At 37.6% G+C, this 15115-nt stretch carries 14 protein-coding genes and 1 tRNA gene; 8 read left to right on the top strand and 7 right to left on the bottom strand.

Going from position 1 to position 15115, the window contains the following annotated elements; translation table 11 throughout:
- Nucleotides 1–12: 12 nt before the first annotated feature.
- Both C8N28_RS02555 and C8N28_RS02550 read right to left on the bottom strand, forming a co-directional pair.
- The gene (locus C8N28_RS02555) at nucleotides 13–2250 is read right to left on the bottom strand and encodes a TonB-dependent receptor (RefSeq protein ID WP_165870288.1); all 2238 of its coding nucleotides are present in this window, start codon (nucleotides 2248–2250) and stop codon (nucleotides 13–15) included.
- A gap of 595 nt (nucleotides 2251–2845) precedes the next feature.
- Nucleotides 2846–3742, bottom strand: coding sequence for a site-specific tyrosine recombinase (locus C8N28_RS02550; protein WP_132221229.1), 897 nt, complete (start codon nucleotides 3740–3742; stop codon nucleotides 2846–2848).
- Between the two features lie 122 nt (nucleotides 3743–3864).
- Between C8N28_RS02550 and C8N28_RS02545 the strand changes: the two genes are divergently transcribed.
- Nucleotides 3865–3938: transfer RNA gene (locus C8N28_RS02545), tRNA-His, on the top strand.
- A gap of 156 nt (nucleotides 3939–4094) precedes the next feature.
- On the opposite strand, the gene C8N28_RS02540 is transcribed toward C8N28_RS02545, so the two are convergent.
- The gene (locus C8N28_RS02540; RefSeq protein WP_132221227.1) at nucleotides 4095–4997 is read right to left on the bottom strand and encodes a helix-turn-helix domain-containing protein; all 903 of its coding nucleotides are present in this window, start codon (nucleotides 4995–4997) and stop codon (nucleotides 4095–4097) included.
- Between the two features lie 195 nt (nucleotides 4998–5192).
- On the opposite strand from C8N28_RS02540, the gene C8N28_RS02535 reads away from it, so the two are divergent.
- The 5 genes from C8N28_RS02535 to C8N28_RS02515 all read left to right on the top strand — a co-directional run bounded on the left by C8N28_RS02535 (nucleotide 5193) and on the right by C8N28_RS02515 (nucleotide 9693).
- The gene (locus tag C8N28_RS02535; RefSeq protein ID WP_132221225.1) at nucleotides 5193–6176 is read left to right on the top strand and encodes an aldo/keto reductase; all 984 of its coding nucleotides are present in this window, start codon (nucleotides 5193–5195) and stop codon (nucleotides 6174–6176) included.
- Nucleotides 6177–6187: 11 nt separating this feature from the next.
- Nucleotides 6188–7273 (top strand): alpha/beta hydrolase, encoded by a 1086-nt coding sequence (locus tag C8N28_RS02530; protein WP_132221223.1) that lies wholly within the window; start codon nucleotides 6188–6190, stop codon nucleotides 7271–7273.
- Nucleotides 7274–7392: 119 nt separating this feature from the next.
- Complete coding sequence (locus tag C8N28_RS02525; RefSeq protein ID WP_132221221.1) at nucleotides 7393–8115, top strand: carboxymuconolactone decarboxylase family protein; 723 nt, start codon at nucleotides 7393–7395, stop codon at nucleotides 8113–8115.
- A gap of 9 nt (nucleotides 8116–8124) precedes the next feature.
- Nucleotides 8125–9189, top strand: coding sequence for an alpha/beta hydrolase (locus tag C8N28_RS02520; protein ID WP_132221219.1), 1065 nt, complete (start codon nucleotides 8125–8127; stop codon nucleotides 9187–9189).
- A gap of 12 nt (nucleotides 9190–9201) precedes the next feature.
- On the top strand, nucleotides 9202–9693 hold the full coding sequence (locus C8N28_RS02515) for a cupin domain-containing protein (protein WP_132221216.1): 492 nt from the start codon (nucleotides 9202–9204) through the stop codon (nucleotides 9691–9693).
- A gap of 97 nt (nucleotides 9694–9790) precedes the next feature.
- On the opposite strand, the gene C8N28_RS02510 is transcribed toward C8N28_RS02515, so the two are convergent.
- The 4 genes from C8N28_RS02510 to C8N28_RS02495 are packed head-to-tail and all read right to left on the bottom strand — an operon-like array spanning nucleotide 9791 to nucleotide 12837.
- A complete protein-coding gene (locus tag C8N28_RS02510) occupies nucleotides 9791–10252 on the bottom strand; it encodes a nuclear transport factor 2 family protein (protein WP_246012715.1) in 462 nt (153 codons plus the stop codon).
- Between the two features lie 58 nt (nucleotides 10253–10310).
- On the bottom strand, nucleotides 10311–11480 hold the full coding sequence (locus C8N28_RS02505) for a PQQ-dependent sugar dehydrogenase (protein WP_132221214.1): 1170 nt from the start codon (nucleotides 11478–11480) through the stop codon (nucleotides 10311–10313).
- Between the two features lie 30 nt (nucleotides 11481–11510).
- Entirely contained in the window at nucleotides 11511–12314 is an 804-nt protein-coding gene (locus C8N28_RS02500; RefSeq protein ID WP_132221212.1) for an SMP-30/gluconolactonase/LRE family protein, read from the bottom strand.
- Nucleotides 12315–12336: 22 nt separating this feature from the next.
- On the bottom strand, nucleotides 12337–12837 hold the full coding sequence (locus tag C8N28_RS02495) for a nuclear transport factor 2 family protein (protein WP_132221210.1): 501 nt from the start codon (nucleotides 12835–12837) through the stop codon (nucleotides 12337–12339).
- A gap of 385 nt (nucleotides 12838–13222) precedes the next feature.
- On the opposite strand from C8N28_RS02495, the gene C8N28_RS02490 reads away from it, so the two are divergent.
- Together C8N28_RS02490 and C8N28_RS02485 are read left to right on the top strand one after the other, a co-directional pair.
- Entirely contained in the window at nucleotides 13223–14236 is a 1014-nt protein-coding gene (locus C8N28_RS02490) for a sensor histidine kinase (RefSeq protein ID WP_165870287.1), read from the top strand.
- Nucleotides 14233–14985 carry a LytR/AlgR family response regulator transcription factor gene (locus C8N28_RS02485; RefSeq protein WP_132221206.1) on the top strand — a complete coding sequence of 251 codons (753 nt, stop codon included), beginning with the start codon at nucleotides 14233–14235 and terminating at the stop codon, nucleotides 14983–14985. Before C8N28_RS02490 ends, C8N28_RS02485 begins: the two co-directional genes overlap by 4 nt.
- The last annotated feature ends 130 nt before the right edge of the window (nucleotides 14986–15115 follow it).

Here is a 15115-nt window from a genome sequence, read left to right as displayed (position 1 = left end):
AAATTTTTAATGTTAGAAATTATAAGATAATCTAAGTGTGATGTTTCGTCCTATGTCGTGAGCATAGTAACGAAAACGATTCATGTATTCTTTATAGGAAACGTTAAGTAAATTGTTAGCTGAAACGTTTAATCCTATTGACTGTGAACCCATTAATAGTTTGGTTCCACCGCTAACGTTTAATAAACTATAGGTAGGAGGAGCCGGTGCAAAGTCTGTTTCCTGATTATAGCGGGTTTGTTTAAATACCGTAGCGTATTCTATCTGCAGGAACGAATCTGAGATCTTGTCGTTATTTATAGGCATAGAATATCGAATGCGATTCTCTAAACGGTCTGAGGGAATCATTGGTAGATTCTGTTCGCTTTTTGTATCATCAGCCCTAAGGAGCGATCCTTTAAGGAAATATTCAAATCCATAAGGAAAACGATAAGATGCTGAAATATCTGTGCCTAAAAATAGCGCATTGGTCTGCATATAATCGAAAACAGGGAATGCTCCTCTCAGGCTTTCCTGTATTTCACCAGTGGGGTTTAAATAGATGTAATGATTCAAGTAATGAGCATAAGCGCTGATTTCGATATTTAAGTTCTCTTCTTGAAGATGAAAGGTATTGATCCATTTATAGCCTTGTTCGCTTTTAAGTTGGTCATCACCGATTTCGATAGAAGCAGAACCATGGTGCAAACCATTGCTATATAATTCGTTTACAGTAGGGGGGCGCCAGGAGAGTCCGATATTGCTGCGCAGATCCCAATTTTGTTTTGGTTTCCACACTGCTCCCAGAGAACCTGAAACGTTGTGGTATTCGTGTTTTCCGCCATATAAGGCTTGATTTCTGTAACCAGCAGCATCTAAATTCTTGTAGTCATAACGTATTCCAGCTTCTAATTCATACTTATCACGTACCAGACGTTCGATAGCAAATCCTCCTAAGCCAAAACTATCATAATTTGGGATAAGGGGTGTTGCCTGAGTTCCGGGTACACTGTTATTGATAATCGCGGTAGCATTCAAACCTAGAACTGTTCTTAAGCTTTTTGCATTTATCTTATCATAAGTAAAGTCCAGGCTATGTGAATCTAATATTAGATCCAGTGCCGGAATGGCGCTTCGATCTCCACGGCGGATGTCAAACTCCTGACGTGCATTGCGTTGATAACCATATTGTAAATCGAGTTGGGCACCATTGTTTAAGTCTTTATGGACCTTTAGTTTAGCTAAATCATGTGTAACAGCTTGTCTTGGAACACCAATTTTATATGTAAATTCACCATCATCAAAAGGTCGTCCATTTTTAATCGCTGCCTCCAGATCTTGCAGAGAGCCAATATGAGCTCCTTCAAAAATACCAAGATCTGTGTTGAAATGGCTGTAGTACACATCGATTTGTGCAATGCGAGCATTGTATGATAATGCAGCAGAATAGTTCTTTTCTTTAACGCCTGTATTATCTAAATAGTAGTCGGCAGCTTGTAAATTACCTCCTTGCTTTATAGTACCTTGCGCCCGCCATGATAAACCTGGTATGCTATTTATGCTGCCTTCAAGCATGGCAGAGGCTGTGCCGGTTCTTCCATTGCTGCTACCAACCAGATCGATGTTACCGCTAAGTTCTTTATTAATGGGTAGAGGAGCTGGCTCTACCAGAATTACCCCACCAATAGCTTCTGCGCCGTAACGAACAGATTCTGCACCTTTAATCACGGTAATTTGTGATGCTACAAAGGGGTCAATTTCTGGAGCATGTTCCGAACCCCATTGCTGCCCTTCTTGTTTTATTCCATTATTAACCATTAAAACGCGATTGCTATGCATACCGTTGATTACTGGTTTTGCAATGGTTGCTCCTGTTTGCATCATGGTTACACCAGCAACATTTTGTAATATTTCAGCCAATACAGAACCTTTTGATTCAACCAAATCGCTGTTTTTGATCGTGGTTGCGGTTGCTGTAGTTCGTACTGCAGCTTGATGGCCAATAACTTCTACATCATGTAAAACGATGCCTTCATGTTCTAGAAGGATATCAATTGATGGACTACTTTGTGGAAGCTTAACTTTGTACTCCTGGTTCTTAAAGCCTAAAGTAGTTATATGCAGCGTGTAATTTCCAGGGCAAAGTTTATCGAAACTAAAGAATCCATGTCCATCTGTTTGTGTTTCTCTATTACCTTGTTGAAGGTGGACGGTTGAATTTGATAAAGGCAGATTGGTATCTGTATCTAAGATCCGACCCTTTATAGACAAATTACAATTGTTTTGCGCTTGTGAATAAAATGGAACTAATAAGATTACAAGTAATATGAATCTTTTTATAAATAACATGAATACGGGTGTTAATGGAACATATATTATATCTGAACACACCTGTATCAATAATTTGATATAGATGTGGAAAATGAAGAATCGTAATCTTTTTAGGTTACGATAGATATAAAATTATGCAGCAGGGGGGCCCTTGTTGGAATATTCTTCTAGAAAACAGTAAAGGATATCTGTTTTACTTTTGTCTTGAAAAACATGGATGGTCTTTTCGAAGACCGTAATTTGAATAGGGGAACTTAATAAAGCAGGATCAGATCGTCTGGTAGATACATAATCACAGATTATACATTTTACAGTATAGGTGCTTACTTGATCTTCGTTTGATGAATGATGGGAATGTTGGGTAGTACGATGTGATCGGTGTTCAACCAGCACAGTTTGCACATATGCGAGGGTAAACACCAGTAGAAACGCAATAGACTTAAGTACTAGTTTTCTGCCCAATGGTTTTTGCTTTGTTTTAACGAACAAAGATTGCTTAAATTAAATGAATTTGCAAGTTTTTTTAATTGTTGGCTTAAGGCCTTGGATGAAAAGAGGTGATAACTGATTGTAAGTAAGCTTTGTCTAAATGGGTATATATTTCTGTTGTGGTGATGCTTTCATGACCGAGCATTTCTTGTACGGCACGTAAATCTGCCCCTCCTTCAATTAAATGGGTAGCAAATGAGTGACGAAAAGTATGTGGACTAACGTTCTTTTTGATATTGGTTTTGCTTAACAGGTCTTTTATAATTAAGAAGATCATTACTCTGGATAAAGCTCTTCCCCTGCGGTTTAAGAAAACGAAGTCTTCAAATCCGGTTTTGATAGGTGTATGGTTTCGGATTTCCTGAAGATAGAGGTTTATCATTTTCTTGGCCGCTCCTCCAATTGGGATTAAGCGTTCTTTGCTGCCTTTTCCGACTACTTTTACGAAATCTATTTCAAAAAACAGGTTAGATATCTTTAGATTGATCAATTCGCTTACTCGGAGACCACAACCATAGAGGGTTTCTATAATAGCTTTGTTTCGTAGTCCTTCTGGCTGTGAGAGGTCTATTGCGTTGATAATTTCTTCAATCTCGTATAAGTGTAAGAAATCGGGGAGTTTTCTGCTTAATCTTGGTGCTTCAATCAGCTCTGCCGGGTTATGTTTAATTTCACCTTCTATGGCCAGGAAAGTATAGAATGCTTTAACTCCGGAGAGTATTCTTGCTTGTGAAGAAGGGGACACTTCTAAATCTTTCAGCCAAACTAAAAACAGTTGAATGTGCTTGGTTTCTAATTTAACCGGATTGAGAATATCTTGTGTTAAGCTGAACGAAAACAGCTTCTCGATATCCATAATATAGGCAATTATTGAGTTGGCAGCAAGCGATCTTTCAAGCTGTAAATACTGTTTAAAATTATTTATCGAAGCTTTCCAGTCCATAATCCTCTACAAATTAACGCATAAACTTTAAAATAATTGGAGCTGAATAAATTGTTTTAATATTGGATAGAAATAATTTGCAGATGTAGTTTTATTACGTATTTTTGCAATCCAATCAAACGGTGGTTGTAGCTCAGTTGGTTAGAGCATCGGTTTGTGGTACCGAGGGTCGTGGGTTCGAGCCCCATCATCCACCCAAATACCTTGGAGGCCCTTTAAAGCAATTTAAAGGGCTTTTTTATGCTCAAAAGTCTAGATGTTTTTAACTAACAAAATTACTGATAGAGAAGCAAGAAACATTTAAGGGATATGCACGTAGGAAGTGATGAACTGGTAGATATAGTTATTGCTATCAATTTAAATTTATACCCCTATATTCATTTGGACTTTGACCGACTATCTTTTTGAATAACCGGCTAAAATGTTGTGGATATTTGAAGCCTAATTCGTATGCTATTTCACTGATGGTCTTTTTTGAATCGAAAATTTTCTCTTTGGCGATGTCAATTAATTTGAACTGAATATACTCTTGTGGCGTTTTTCCTGTTTCTTTTTTGATCAGATCACCGAAATAGTTGGGCGATAGATGCAAGTTATCTGCAAAATAAGCTACAGATGGCAGTCCAATGCTATAGGGCTTTTCGGAAGCGAAATAACTATTCAATAATTCTTCAAACCTTTCCAATATTCCTTTATTAACGTTTTCCCGCGTAATAAACTGGCGATCATAAAATCGTTCACAGTAATTCAGGAACAGTTCAATATTAGATGCAATCAACTTTTTGCTATGCTTGTCTACTGATTGACTTAATTCATATTCAATTTTAGAAAAACAATCAAAAACAATCTTCCTTTCTTTTTCAGACAGATGTAATGCCTCAGCGGTGTTATAATTGAAAAAATTGTACTCATTCAAGCTTTTGGCAAGAGATGTTCCTTTGATAAGGTCCGGATGAAAAACCAAACCGTGTCCCATTGGTTGATAATAATCTATTTTATTCTCCACATCAATCACTTGCCCCGGAGAGATAAATACCAATGTACCTTCCTCATAGTCGTAATAATTACAGCCATACTTTAAATCTCCACAGTGTATTTCCTTGAGGAAGATACAGTAAAGTCCAAAAGTCATACGGGAACCTGATCTTTTCTTCGCTTTTGAGAAATCAACTATACTGACCAATGGGTGTAAAGTTTCATGATCATTAAAAGCATTATATTGGCTTACTGTATCAAAATTATATGCCTGTTCCATAGCTATTACTTTTTTGTTGATACAAAATTAAACATTCTCTTATAACAATAAGAGTATATACATACCAATCAGTAATATTGGTAGTAGAATCCGTAATTGGTATACTAATTCACTCAATATCAAACCAGAACTTTGTAGTGTTGAATAAAAGAACAGCAATTCAATAAGAAATGAAAACAATTAAAACTAAAAGCAATGGAAAAACGTAAGCTTGGAAATAGTGGGCTGGAAGTATCAGCTCTCGGATTAGGTTGTATGGGATTAAGTTTTGGCTATGGTCCTGTTACAAATAAACAGGAAGCTGTTAAATTGATCAGGGCCGCTTTTGAAACAGGTGTAACTTTTTTTGATACCGCTGAATGTTATGGTCCGTTTACGAATGAAGAATTGTTGGGCGAAGCACTTTTACCCTTTCGCGATAAAGTAGTCATTGCTACTAAATTTGGCTTTCAGGACGGTGATTCAAAAAAAGGATTGGATAGCAGTCCTACAAGGATAAGAACAGTGGCAGAAGCGTCCTTGAAAAGACTAAAAACCGATTATATTGATCTTTTTTATCAGCACCGTGTTGACCCTAATATACCTATTGAAGAAGTTGCCGGAACCATTCGGGATTTGATTAGCGAAGGAAAAATAAGACATTGGGGGCTGTCAGAAGCAGGTATTGGAACAATCCGTAGCGCACACGCTGTTCAACCTGTTGCAGCGTTGCAAAGCGAATATTCTTTATTCTTCCGTGAACCTGAAAAGGAAATTATCCCGACATTGGAAGAATTAGGAATTGGCTTTGTACCCTTCAGTCCTTTGGGAAAAGGTTTTTTAACTGGCGCAATCAATGAAAGCACGAAATTTGATTCTACGGATTTCAGAAACATCGTACCCCGTTTTTCGGAAGAAAACAGAAAAGCAAATCAGGCATTGGTAGATTTGTTAAAATTGATCGCTGCAGAAAAAGATGCAACACCAGCTCAAATAGCATTAGCATGGTTATTGGCTCAAAAATCCTGGATCGTACCTATTCCGGGTACTACCAAACTGCATCGTTTGCAAGAAAATATTGGGGCTGCCACCCTTGAACTGTCCGTAGAAGATATTCAGCAAATTAGTAACGCAACTTCAAAGATATCCATACAGGGAGCGAGATATCCCGAAGCTTTACAAAACAGAGTAGGAAAATAAATTCAATTGAAATGAAAAAAGAATTAATGAAGTGTCTGGGCGCATTCACGTTAGTATTAGCTACATCAATATCGCTTAATGCCCAAAATAAACATAAACCATTGATTATTGCAGAGCAAGGCAGTTTTGCTGTTGGTGGAACAACGATTATTGAACCGGGCAGTTTCGATTTGAATAATTCTCTGAAGCCTCAAGGACAAACTTTTCATGGAGACCATGCTTATACTTTTTATCAGATCCCGATAAAAGCTAGAAAATATCCACTGGTTTTTTTGCATGGAGCTGGACAATCTAAAAAAACATGGGAAACAACACCTGATGGTAGAGAAGGTTTTCAAAATATTTTTCTTCGCAGAAGATTTCCAGTTTACTTGATTGACCAACCGAGACGTGGCGATGCAGGAAAAAGTTCTGTTTCGGCTGCTATAACCCCAACTCCTGACGAACAGTTCTGGTTTACGCAATTCAGGATTGGTAATTATCCTGATTACTTCCCAGATGTCCAATTTCCAAAAGACAGCGCTTCTCTTGAACAATTTTTTAGACAAATGACTCCCAATACGGGCAGTTTTGATAGCAACATTATTTCAGATGCGGTTTCCAGATTATTTGATAAGATCGGTGAAGGTATTTTGGTTACTCATTCACAGGGTGGGGGGCCGGGCTGGTTTACAGCCATCAAAAATGATAAGGTTAAAGCTGTAGTGGCTTATGAGCCGTATAGCAGCTTCCTGTTTCCCCAAGGTGAATTGCCCCAACCGATAAAATCAACAGGTCTTTTTGGCGAGCTGAAAGGTGAGGAAATACCTTTAGCTGATTTTCTTAAGCTTACCAAAATACCAATCGTTATTTACTACGGTGATAACATTGCCAAGGGGCCCACTAATGTCTGGAATATGGATCATTGGCGTTCAGGACTTGAAATGGCGAGGATCTGGGCGACAACTATCAATAAACATGGCGGTGATGCAACAGTAGTTCATCTTCCCGAATTTGGTATTAAAGGTAATACGCACTTTCCTTTTTCTGACCTGAACAATATCCAGGTAGCCGACGAATTATCAAAATGGTTAAAGAAAAAAGGTCTCGATAAGTAATATTGGTAGCGAAAACCGTAATCCGTATACTAATTGATTCTCTTTCAATCTCGACCTTTGTATCATCAATTCTTCTTACGAGAATGTAGGTTGAATAATTAGTAAAAATAGAAATGATTATGAACAAACTCTTAAGATTAATACTATTGGTAATGACAGGAATTCTCACATATACTGCTAATGCACAGGTTGATACAGATCAAAGTTTAAACATAAAACAGCAAGCCATTATCAATATTTCGGCGGTTACTGCAAAAGGCGATCTGTTAAAGCTAAAAGGAGAATTGAATAGGGGGCTTGATGCCGGGTTGACCGTCAACCAGATCAAGGAAGCTATTATGCATCTTTATGCCTATGCCGGATTTCCTCGTAGCCTTAGGGGATTGCAAACTTTTATGATTGTTTTAGATGAACGAAAAGCTAAAAATATTCAAGATGAAATAGGAATTGATGCATCACTAATTAGTGATGAACGCAGTAAATACGAACGTGGAAAGGCGATATTAGAAGAATTAACTGGCGTGCCGGAAACTTATCCGAAAACCGGTTATGCAGCTTTTGCACCCACAATAGAGATCTTCCTTAAAGAACACCTCTTCGCTGATATTTTCGAACGAGATGTATTGACCTATGAAGAAAGAGAATTGGTAACAGTATCGGTACTCAGTAGTATAGGCGGAGTGGAACCCATGCTGCGTTCACATTTAAATCTATGCCTGAATGTTGGTTTAACACCAAATCAATTACAACAATTTGTAGGAGTTATCAAATCATCCGTTGGTAAAAAGGAAGCTAAAGCGGCTCAAAAAGTTTTAGACGAAATTCTAAATAGTAGAAAATAAAATTAAAACATGAGAAAATTAACATCAATAATTGCATTCGCAATGTCAATAGCAGCTACAGATGTAGTAAATGCACAAACTAAACAAAATTCAAACCGTCAGCAAAACCCTTATACATTGGTTTATGAGGGAGCTATTACGGAAAACGTAAATGGAAAAGTGAATATTCACCCAGTGACTTATAAACTGAATGGGATTGATATCGCTGCCAATATTTATACGCCAGCAAATTATGATGCTTCAAAGAAATATCCAGCAATAGCAGTCGCACATCCCAACGGTGGCATAAAAGAGCAGACAGCTGGATTATATGCGCAACGTTTAGCAGAAGCTGGCTATATTACCATCGCTGCCGATGCCGCATACCAAGGAGCAAGCGGCGGTGAGCCTCGTCATACAGATAACCCTACATCTCGAACAGAAGATATTCATGGTATGGCAGACTTTATTACTCAGTACCCAGGTGTTGATGTCAACCATTTAGGTGTTTTAGGTATTTGTGGCGGCGGTGGTTATACAATAAAAGCGGCCCAATCTGACAAACGGTTTAAAGCGGTTGCAACCTTAAGTATGTTCAACTCTGGAGAGGTAAGACGTAATGGCTTCCAGAATTCACAATTAAACACTATTCAAGAACGTTTACAACAAGCTTCGAATGCCCGTGCTCAAGAAGCCGCAGGTGGTGAAGTGATCTATGCAGGAGTGGCGAGCATAACAGATGAAGAAATTGCTAAAACCTCAACTGATCTATATCGTGAAGGGTATGAGTATTACTATAGGACTTATGCACATCCAAATTCAACCTTTTTGTATACCATGAGCAGTCTGTTCGACTTAATGACTTGGGATGCTACAACGAATATGGATCTGATCAATCAACCGCTTTTGATGATGGCTGGAAGCAAAGCTGATACAAAATATATGACTGATGAAGCATTTAGCAAAGCAATTAATGCAAAAAACAAGGAATTATTTCTTATTGATGGAGCTACTCATATACAAACCTATTGGAAACCTGAATATGTATCGCAAGCGGTGAATAAATTGATTGATTTTTATCAAACTAACCTTTGAAATTTAAAAAATATGAACTTTAAAAATATAGCTATATTATTTCTTATTGGAACGGTTTCTGTGTCTTGTAGTCAGCAGAGCGATTCGACGCAAACAGCCCGATCGGAATCACAAACATCACCCGTTTTTTCAAAGGGTGAAAAAATAACGAACGATAATTTTGTAGGAACGGCTTGGCTCAATTATTTAGCAGAAGCAGATACTGTTCATAATGTTAACATCGGATTGGTAACTTTTGAACCAGGAGCAAGAACTAATTGGCATTATCACAAAGGAGGCCAGATACTCCTGGTAACCGAAGGAAAAGGTTTATATCAGGAGAAAGGTAAACCAGTTGAGATAATTGAAATGGGTCAAGTTATAAAATGTCCACCCAATATAGAACACTGGCATGGTGCCACACTAACCGAGGCAATGACACATATTGCTATAGGAACCAATACCAATATAGGTGGTGCAGTATGGTTGAAACCAGTAACGGATGAAGAATATAATGCAATATAAGTGTATAATCTTTAAATAGTTTTAGATTAATCTTTCAAATAGAACAGGGGATCTCAAAATTTTGAGATCCCCTGTTCTATTTGAAGAGCTATCAGATTTACTTCTCAATAACATGAGTGTCACGGACACTGCTAAATGTCATTGCTAACAATTTCCAATCGTTATTTAGTTTTTTATAAACTTCAGTAACTGTAAATTCAGTCACTGCATCGTTGCCTCTGACATCAGCTGTCAGCGTAATGCGGTTCCAAACAATGGCATTGTCACCAATGATTTCTATAGCAACATCATGAATGTCAGCTTTCTTATACCAGATTCTTCCTGTTTTAATAATATCAAGTTCCTCATCCTTTTTCCAGGTTCCACTCATATGGACAAATTTTGACTTATCATGGAAAAGTGTTGCTAGCTTGTCAACATCTTTGTCTGCCATCCATTGCCACTTATCTTTGGAAAGTTCGATAATCTGTTGTTGTTCTGCGGTAATACTATTAGCTGGAGTAGAGCTTGCGTTTTGTTGTTGTGAAAAGGCCAATTGTATACTCGTTATGAAACACATTCCCAGCATTGCTAATTTCATTGTTTTTGTTTTTGTCATTGATTTTTATTTTAGATTACTATTTATTATAAGAAATTCGATAGATAACTCCAGCTGTATCGTCTGAAACAAGCATTGATCCATCTGCAAGTACAAGTACATCTGCTGGTCGACCCCATGCATTTTGGGTAGCATCATCCAACCAACCGCTTGCAAATGTTTCATATCCTGATTTCCCGTTTTCAAGCTTTACAAGACTAAGCCTGTAACCACTCTTTTTACTGCGATTCCAAGAGCCATGCTCTGCAATAAAGATCTGATCCTTATACTCGGCTGGAAACATATTTCCTGTATAAAATTTAAGACCAAGGGGTGCAACGTGGGCTCCAAGATTTTGGGCAGGCGCAGTAAATTCTGAGGCTTCATGTGTGCCACCAAACTGAGGATCTTTAATGGTGCCGCTATGGAAATAGGGGTAGCCAAAATTCATTCCAGCAGTAGGTGCAGTATTCAACTCACAAAAAGGAACGTCGTCACCCATCATATCTCTACCATTATCTGTAAACCATAGATCATTGGTTGTGGGATGCCAGGTAAAACCTACGGTATTACGAATACCACTTGCAAATTTTTCTAATCCAGTTCCGTCATCATTCATTCTAAATATAGAAGCATATTCTTCTGTAGGTTCGCAAATATTACATGGCGCACCTACGGGAATATATAATTTACCATCAGGGCCGAAGGCAATATATTTCCACCCGTGTGGGGCATCAGTAGGGAATTTATCATAAATAACTTCACCCTCGCCTGGATTGGTAATGTTCTTTTCAATATCGGGGAATTTGAGGATTCTGCTGATTTCTGCGACATACAAGTCGCCATTTTTAAGTGCTACCCCATTAGGTGAACGGAGACCTGAGGCAATAACCCATTTCTTGTCTGCTATGTTATCTCCGTCAGTATCTTTTACCGCATATACTGAATTCGCAGTTCGGTTTCCTACAAAGAGTGTCCCGGAAGGAGACATTACCATGGAGCGTGCATTTTCAACTTCTGCATATACGCTAATGGAAAATCCATCAGGTAGTTTTATTGTTTCCAGAGGTAAGTTAGCACTGGAACCGGTGATGGCAGCAAATGAGCCATCATTAGCTTTTTTTTCAGGAGCGGCGGTTTTATCTGTACTGTTAAGTGAGATCAAGCCTATCACTGTTGCTGCAATTGATATAAATTGTAATTTATTCATGGCGACTAAATGTTAAATTGATTTGAGATCCTATTTTACTTTATATGCGATGATACGGTTTGTGCCAAATGAGGGTACATAAAGAGTTCTCGTTTGGTTGTCATAACTAATATCATTTGCCATTATTTGATTGGCTCGGCTATCCAGCAATAGCTGATTTGTTCCGTCTCTATTTATGTAGTATAAAATACCCCGGAAATTGCTCAGTATAAATTCGTTTTCTGCAATCATCACAATTCCGTCGAGTCCGTTTTCAAAGCTGTCAGCAATTGTTGTGATCTCTTTATTAGCATTTACCTTTTGGAAAGTTGAAGATCCTACTACGTATAAGTCCGAATTTAGTGTCAATAAGCCGTTTGCGCCCGGAATGTTTTCAAGGTAAAGGGCCGGTTCGTCTCCCTCGATTCTATATACTTTACCTGCTCGCGTATCACTTACATAAACAATTCCTTTTGAATCGATTGCCAAATCATTTAACATTTGAGCATCTTCAATCGGAATACGTTTTATAACCGAAGCTTTATCAATATCGATAACCGCAACCCCAGATGTTTCGGCTGTATAAAATAAACCGTTGAATATAGCAGATCCTTTATTGGATGTAAGACCTGTTACCCAATCATTCTTAATCACCTTTCCATTCAAATCCATTCGGACAACTGTGCCCGAACCCATGCTAGACACGTAAAGTGAGTTTGAATTAGAGTCGTAGAGTACAGACTCTGGGCCTTTCAATGTAATGGAATCTGACTCCCATAACTTCTCAAGACTGTGTTGTGCGAATAAGGGTGAATATGCCAGTACAATGATTCCTAATAAAAATAATTTTTTCATATCTTATAAAATTAATGTTTTGTTATTGAGCAGGCTGATTATTATTAGTATTCATTTTAACTGGCCTAAGCAGTTGTGAGAAGGTGAGCGAACCCATTCTCCATTTGTTATTTTCTTTAACGTATACTTCAGTCACCATAAAAGAATGGACAACTTCATTTCCCCCGACTACTGCCAGCAAATCAATGTCATTTAAAAGGATAGCCGTGTTTCCTATAATATTCACTGAAGCTCCATAAACCGCTGCTTCTTTATACCAAATGCCACCACTTTTAATAACATTTAATTCCTGAGTCTTGCCCCAGCTTCCACCCATATGAACAAAGACACAGTTTTCGTCAAATAGATTGTTTAAAGAATCTACGTTTTTGTCTGACATCCATGTCCATTTTGTTTTGGAAAGGTCGAGGATTTCTTGTTCTTCTTTTGTAGCAGTTGTTGTTGCATTTGGGAGCTTTGCCTGGGCATATAATAAATTTACACTAATGAAGCACAGGAAGATCCCGATAATTAATCTTTTCATGGTTTTATATTTTTTGATTACGCCAAATAACAGAAAATCAGCTATTCGAAATTGCCTAATAGACAGTTTCCCTTTTAAAATAGACGAAAAGGCACTTAGAATCGATAGCTAAAGTTTTAAGCTTATCTTTAAATTCCTGATAGATAAAAAAGGCCATTCTATCGATTTTATAACACCAACTGTCTATTTGATGTTTTTTATTAGATAAAAAAGTGCTGATTTGTGTAATCTCGTTGAGATAGTTAATTGATTGGTTATTGATTATTATTTTTGCAACGGCGATGGCGAGTTTTGCCTGAAAAACAAAACTCGCTTTTTTATGCTAATTTTATATTAAAGGATATTTATGGTTCTCCCGCTTCGTCTAAAAAAGATGTTTCTCTCGATGCATTTCTATATTGTAGCGGGTTTTGTTTTGTTTACGCTTTTTCCGTTAACGTGGCCTGTCGATCTTCCTTATGAGTTTTGGATAAAGCAAATACTTATGCGTCTCATTTGGGCGGGCTTATTCTATCTTAACCTGTTGTTTTTGACTCCACGATTATTATATAAAAATAAAGCATTGCTTTTTATATGTATATCATTAGGGATGGTGATGGCATCGGTCTATATAAACAGTTTCCTTGATGATGTGACTGGCTCTAGAGCGGCCTTTATAAAAATATTTGATCAAAATCCTGTTGAATACAATTCTCATGATTTTTACTGGACGATGATGACAGCCTTGGTATTGTTGGGTATTAGTACTATCCTTGCTTTCTATAAAAAACTAAAGATCGACCAGTCGGTTTTCGAAGCAATCGAACGAGATAAGGTTAATACCGAGCTCTCTCTTCTCAAAGCCCAGATAAACCCACATTTCTTTTTCAACATCTTACATACTATCTACGGTCTGGCTGATACTAATTCAGCAGCATCTAAGGATGCTATTTACACGTTATCGCATATGATGCGGTATGTGATATATGAAACCAAAAATGATCTGACCGATCTGGAAAAGGAGATTAAACTCATCGAGGACTATATTAAATTAATGCGCTTGAGATTGAGTGAGAATGTACAGATTATTTACGAAAAGCCAGCGGGAATGACGAATTACGAAGTAGCGCCAATGCTTTTCCTGCCTTTTGTCGAAAATGCGTTTAAGCATGGTATTAGTTCTGTAAATCCTAGTTATATTTATATTGACATTAGCCAAACAGGAAATAAAGTGAAGCTGGAAGTGAAGAACTCACTTTTTAAAGAAAAGGCCCAGCACCTGGAAGATAGTAATGGCATTGGCATAGCTAATACAAAACGCCGGCTCGACTTGTTGTACCCTGACAGATATACACTTGAAGTATTTAACGACACGAAAACCGAAGATTATACCATAATTCTAACGCTGGTTTTAAAATGATGATAAACTGTATAGGGATAGATGATGAGCCGGTTGCTTTAAAATTGGTAACATCCTACATTGAGCAAACACCATTTTTAAACTTGATGGGGACGTTTACCAATGCAGTTGAAGCGCTAAAGGCAATCCATGAACAGCCAGATCTCCAGTTGCTGTTCCTCGATATTCGTATGGCCGACTTAAGCGGCATAGAACTGGCCAAGATCATCGAGCAAACAGGAAGAAGCAAAACGCTCCGTGTAATTTTTACCACAGCCTACGATCAGTATGCATTGGAAGGATTTAAGGTCGATGCGCTTGACTATCTATTAAAACCCTTCAGTTTTGCTGATTTCACAAAATCGGCTTCCAAAGCTTATGATTACTTTAAGCTTTTGGAAAATAATGACATCAACTCCAGTATTATACCAGCAGAGCAACGTGCCGAAAAGAGTTATATCTATCTTAAAGTTGATTATCAGTTAGTTAAAATTCAAATTTCAGATATTCTTTATATTGAAGGATTAAAAGATTACGTAAAAATCTTTCTAAAAAACCAAGAAAAGCCGTTACTTACTTTAATGAGCTTAAAAAACCTTGAAGAGAGGCTTTCGCCGTCAGGGTTTATTCGTATTCATCGTTCATTTATCGTTGCGGGGAACGCTGTTACAGCAATTGCGAAAAACACCCTTCAAATCGGAGATCTGACGATTCCCGTAACAGAACAATACAAGCAGTCGTTTAATGATTTCATAAAAGATTGGGTGTAATGTAAATTGAGGTAAATCATCTTTACTAAATACTTTAGAAGCCTATTAAAGGAATTTATAACTTTTTATCCTCAAAAATGTATATTTAGAGTATTGGTAGATCATTTTTAACATTATCACATCAAAATTA

Origin of the sequence: Albibacterium bauzanense, assembly GCF_004339765.1 — a bacterium.
Lineage (GTDB): Bacteria > Bacteroidota > Bacteroidia > Sphingobacteriales > Sphingobacteriaceae > Albibacterium > Albibacterium bauzanense.
This window is presented reverse-complemented; position numbering and strand designations above follow the sequence as displayed.

What these genes read in the sequence shown, in the direction of transcription:
- C8N28_RS02550 (WP_132221229.1), bottom strand. Translation starts at nt 3,742, where the DNA reads ATGGACTGGAAAGCTTCGATAAATAATTTTAAACAGTATTTACAGCTT.
- C8N28_RS02540 (WP_132221227.1), bottom strand. Translation starts at nt 4,997, where the DNA reads ATGGAACAGGCATATAATTTTGATACAGTAAGCCAATATAATGCTTTT.
- C8N28_RS02535 (WP_132221225.1), top strand. Translation starts at nt 5,193, where the DNA reads ATGGAAAAACGTAAGCTTGGAAATAGTGGGCTGGAAGTATCAGCTCTC.
- C8N28_RS02530 (WP_132221223.1), top strand. Translation starts at nt 6,188, where the DNA reads ATGAAAAAAGAATTAATGAAGTGTCTGGGCGCATTCACGTTAGTATTA.
- C8N28_RS02525 (WP_132221221.1), top strand. Translation starts at nt 7,393, where the DNA reads ATGAACAAACTCTTAAGATTAATACTATTGGTAATGACAGGAATTCTC.
- C8N28_RS02520 (WP_132221219.1), top strand. Translation starts at nt 8,125, where the DNA reads ATGAGAAAATTAACATCAATAATTGCATTCGCAATGTCAATAGCAGCT.
- C8N28_RS02515 (WP_132221216.1), top strand. Translation starts at nt 9,202, where the DNA reads ATGAACTTTAAAAATATAGCTATATTATTTCTTATTGGAACGGTTTCT.
- C8N28_RS02510 (WP_246012715.1), bottom strand. Translation starts at nt 10,252, where the DNA reads ATGTGTTTCATAACGAGTATACAATTGGCCTTTTCACAACAACAAAAC.
- C8N28_RS02505 (WP_132221214.1), bottom strand. Translation starts at nt 11,480, where the DNA reads ATGAATAAATTACAATTTATATCAATTGCAGCAACAGTGATAGGCTTG.
- C8N28_RS02500 (WP_132221212.1), bottom strand. Translation starts at nt 12,314, where the DNA reads ATGAAAAAATTATTTTTATTAGGAATCATTGTACTGGCATATTCACCC.
- C8N28_RS02495 (WP_132221210.1), bottom strand. Translation starts at nt 12,837, where the DNA reads ATGAAAAGATTAATTATCGGGATCTTCCTGTGCTTCATTAGTGTAAAT.
- C8N28_RS02490 (WP_165870287.1), top strand. Translation starts at nt 13,223, where the DNA reads ATGCATTTCTATATTGTAGCGGGTTTTGTTTTGTTTACGCTTTTTCCG.
- C8N28_RS02485 (WP_132221206.1), top strand. Translation starts at nt 14,233, where the DNA reads ATGATGATAAACTGTATAGGGATAGATGATGAGCCGGTTGCTTTAAAA.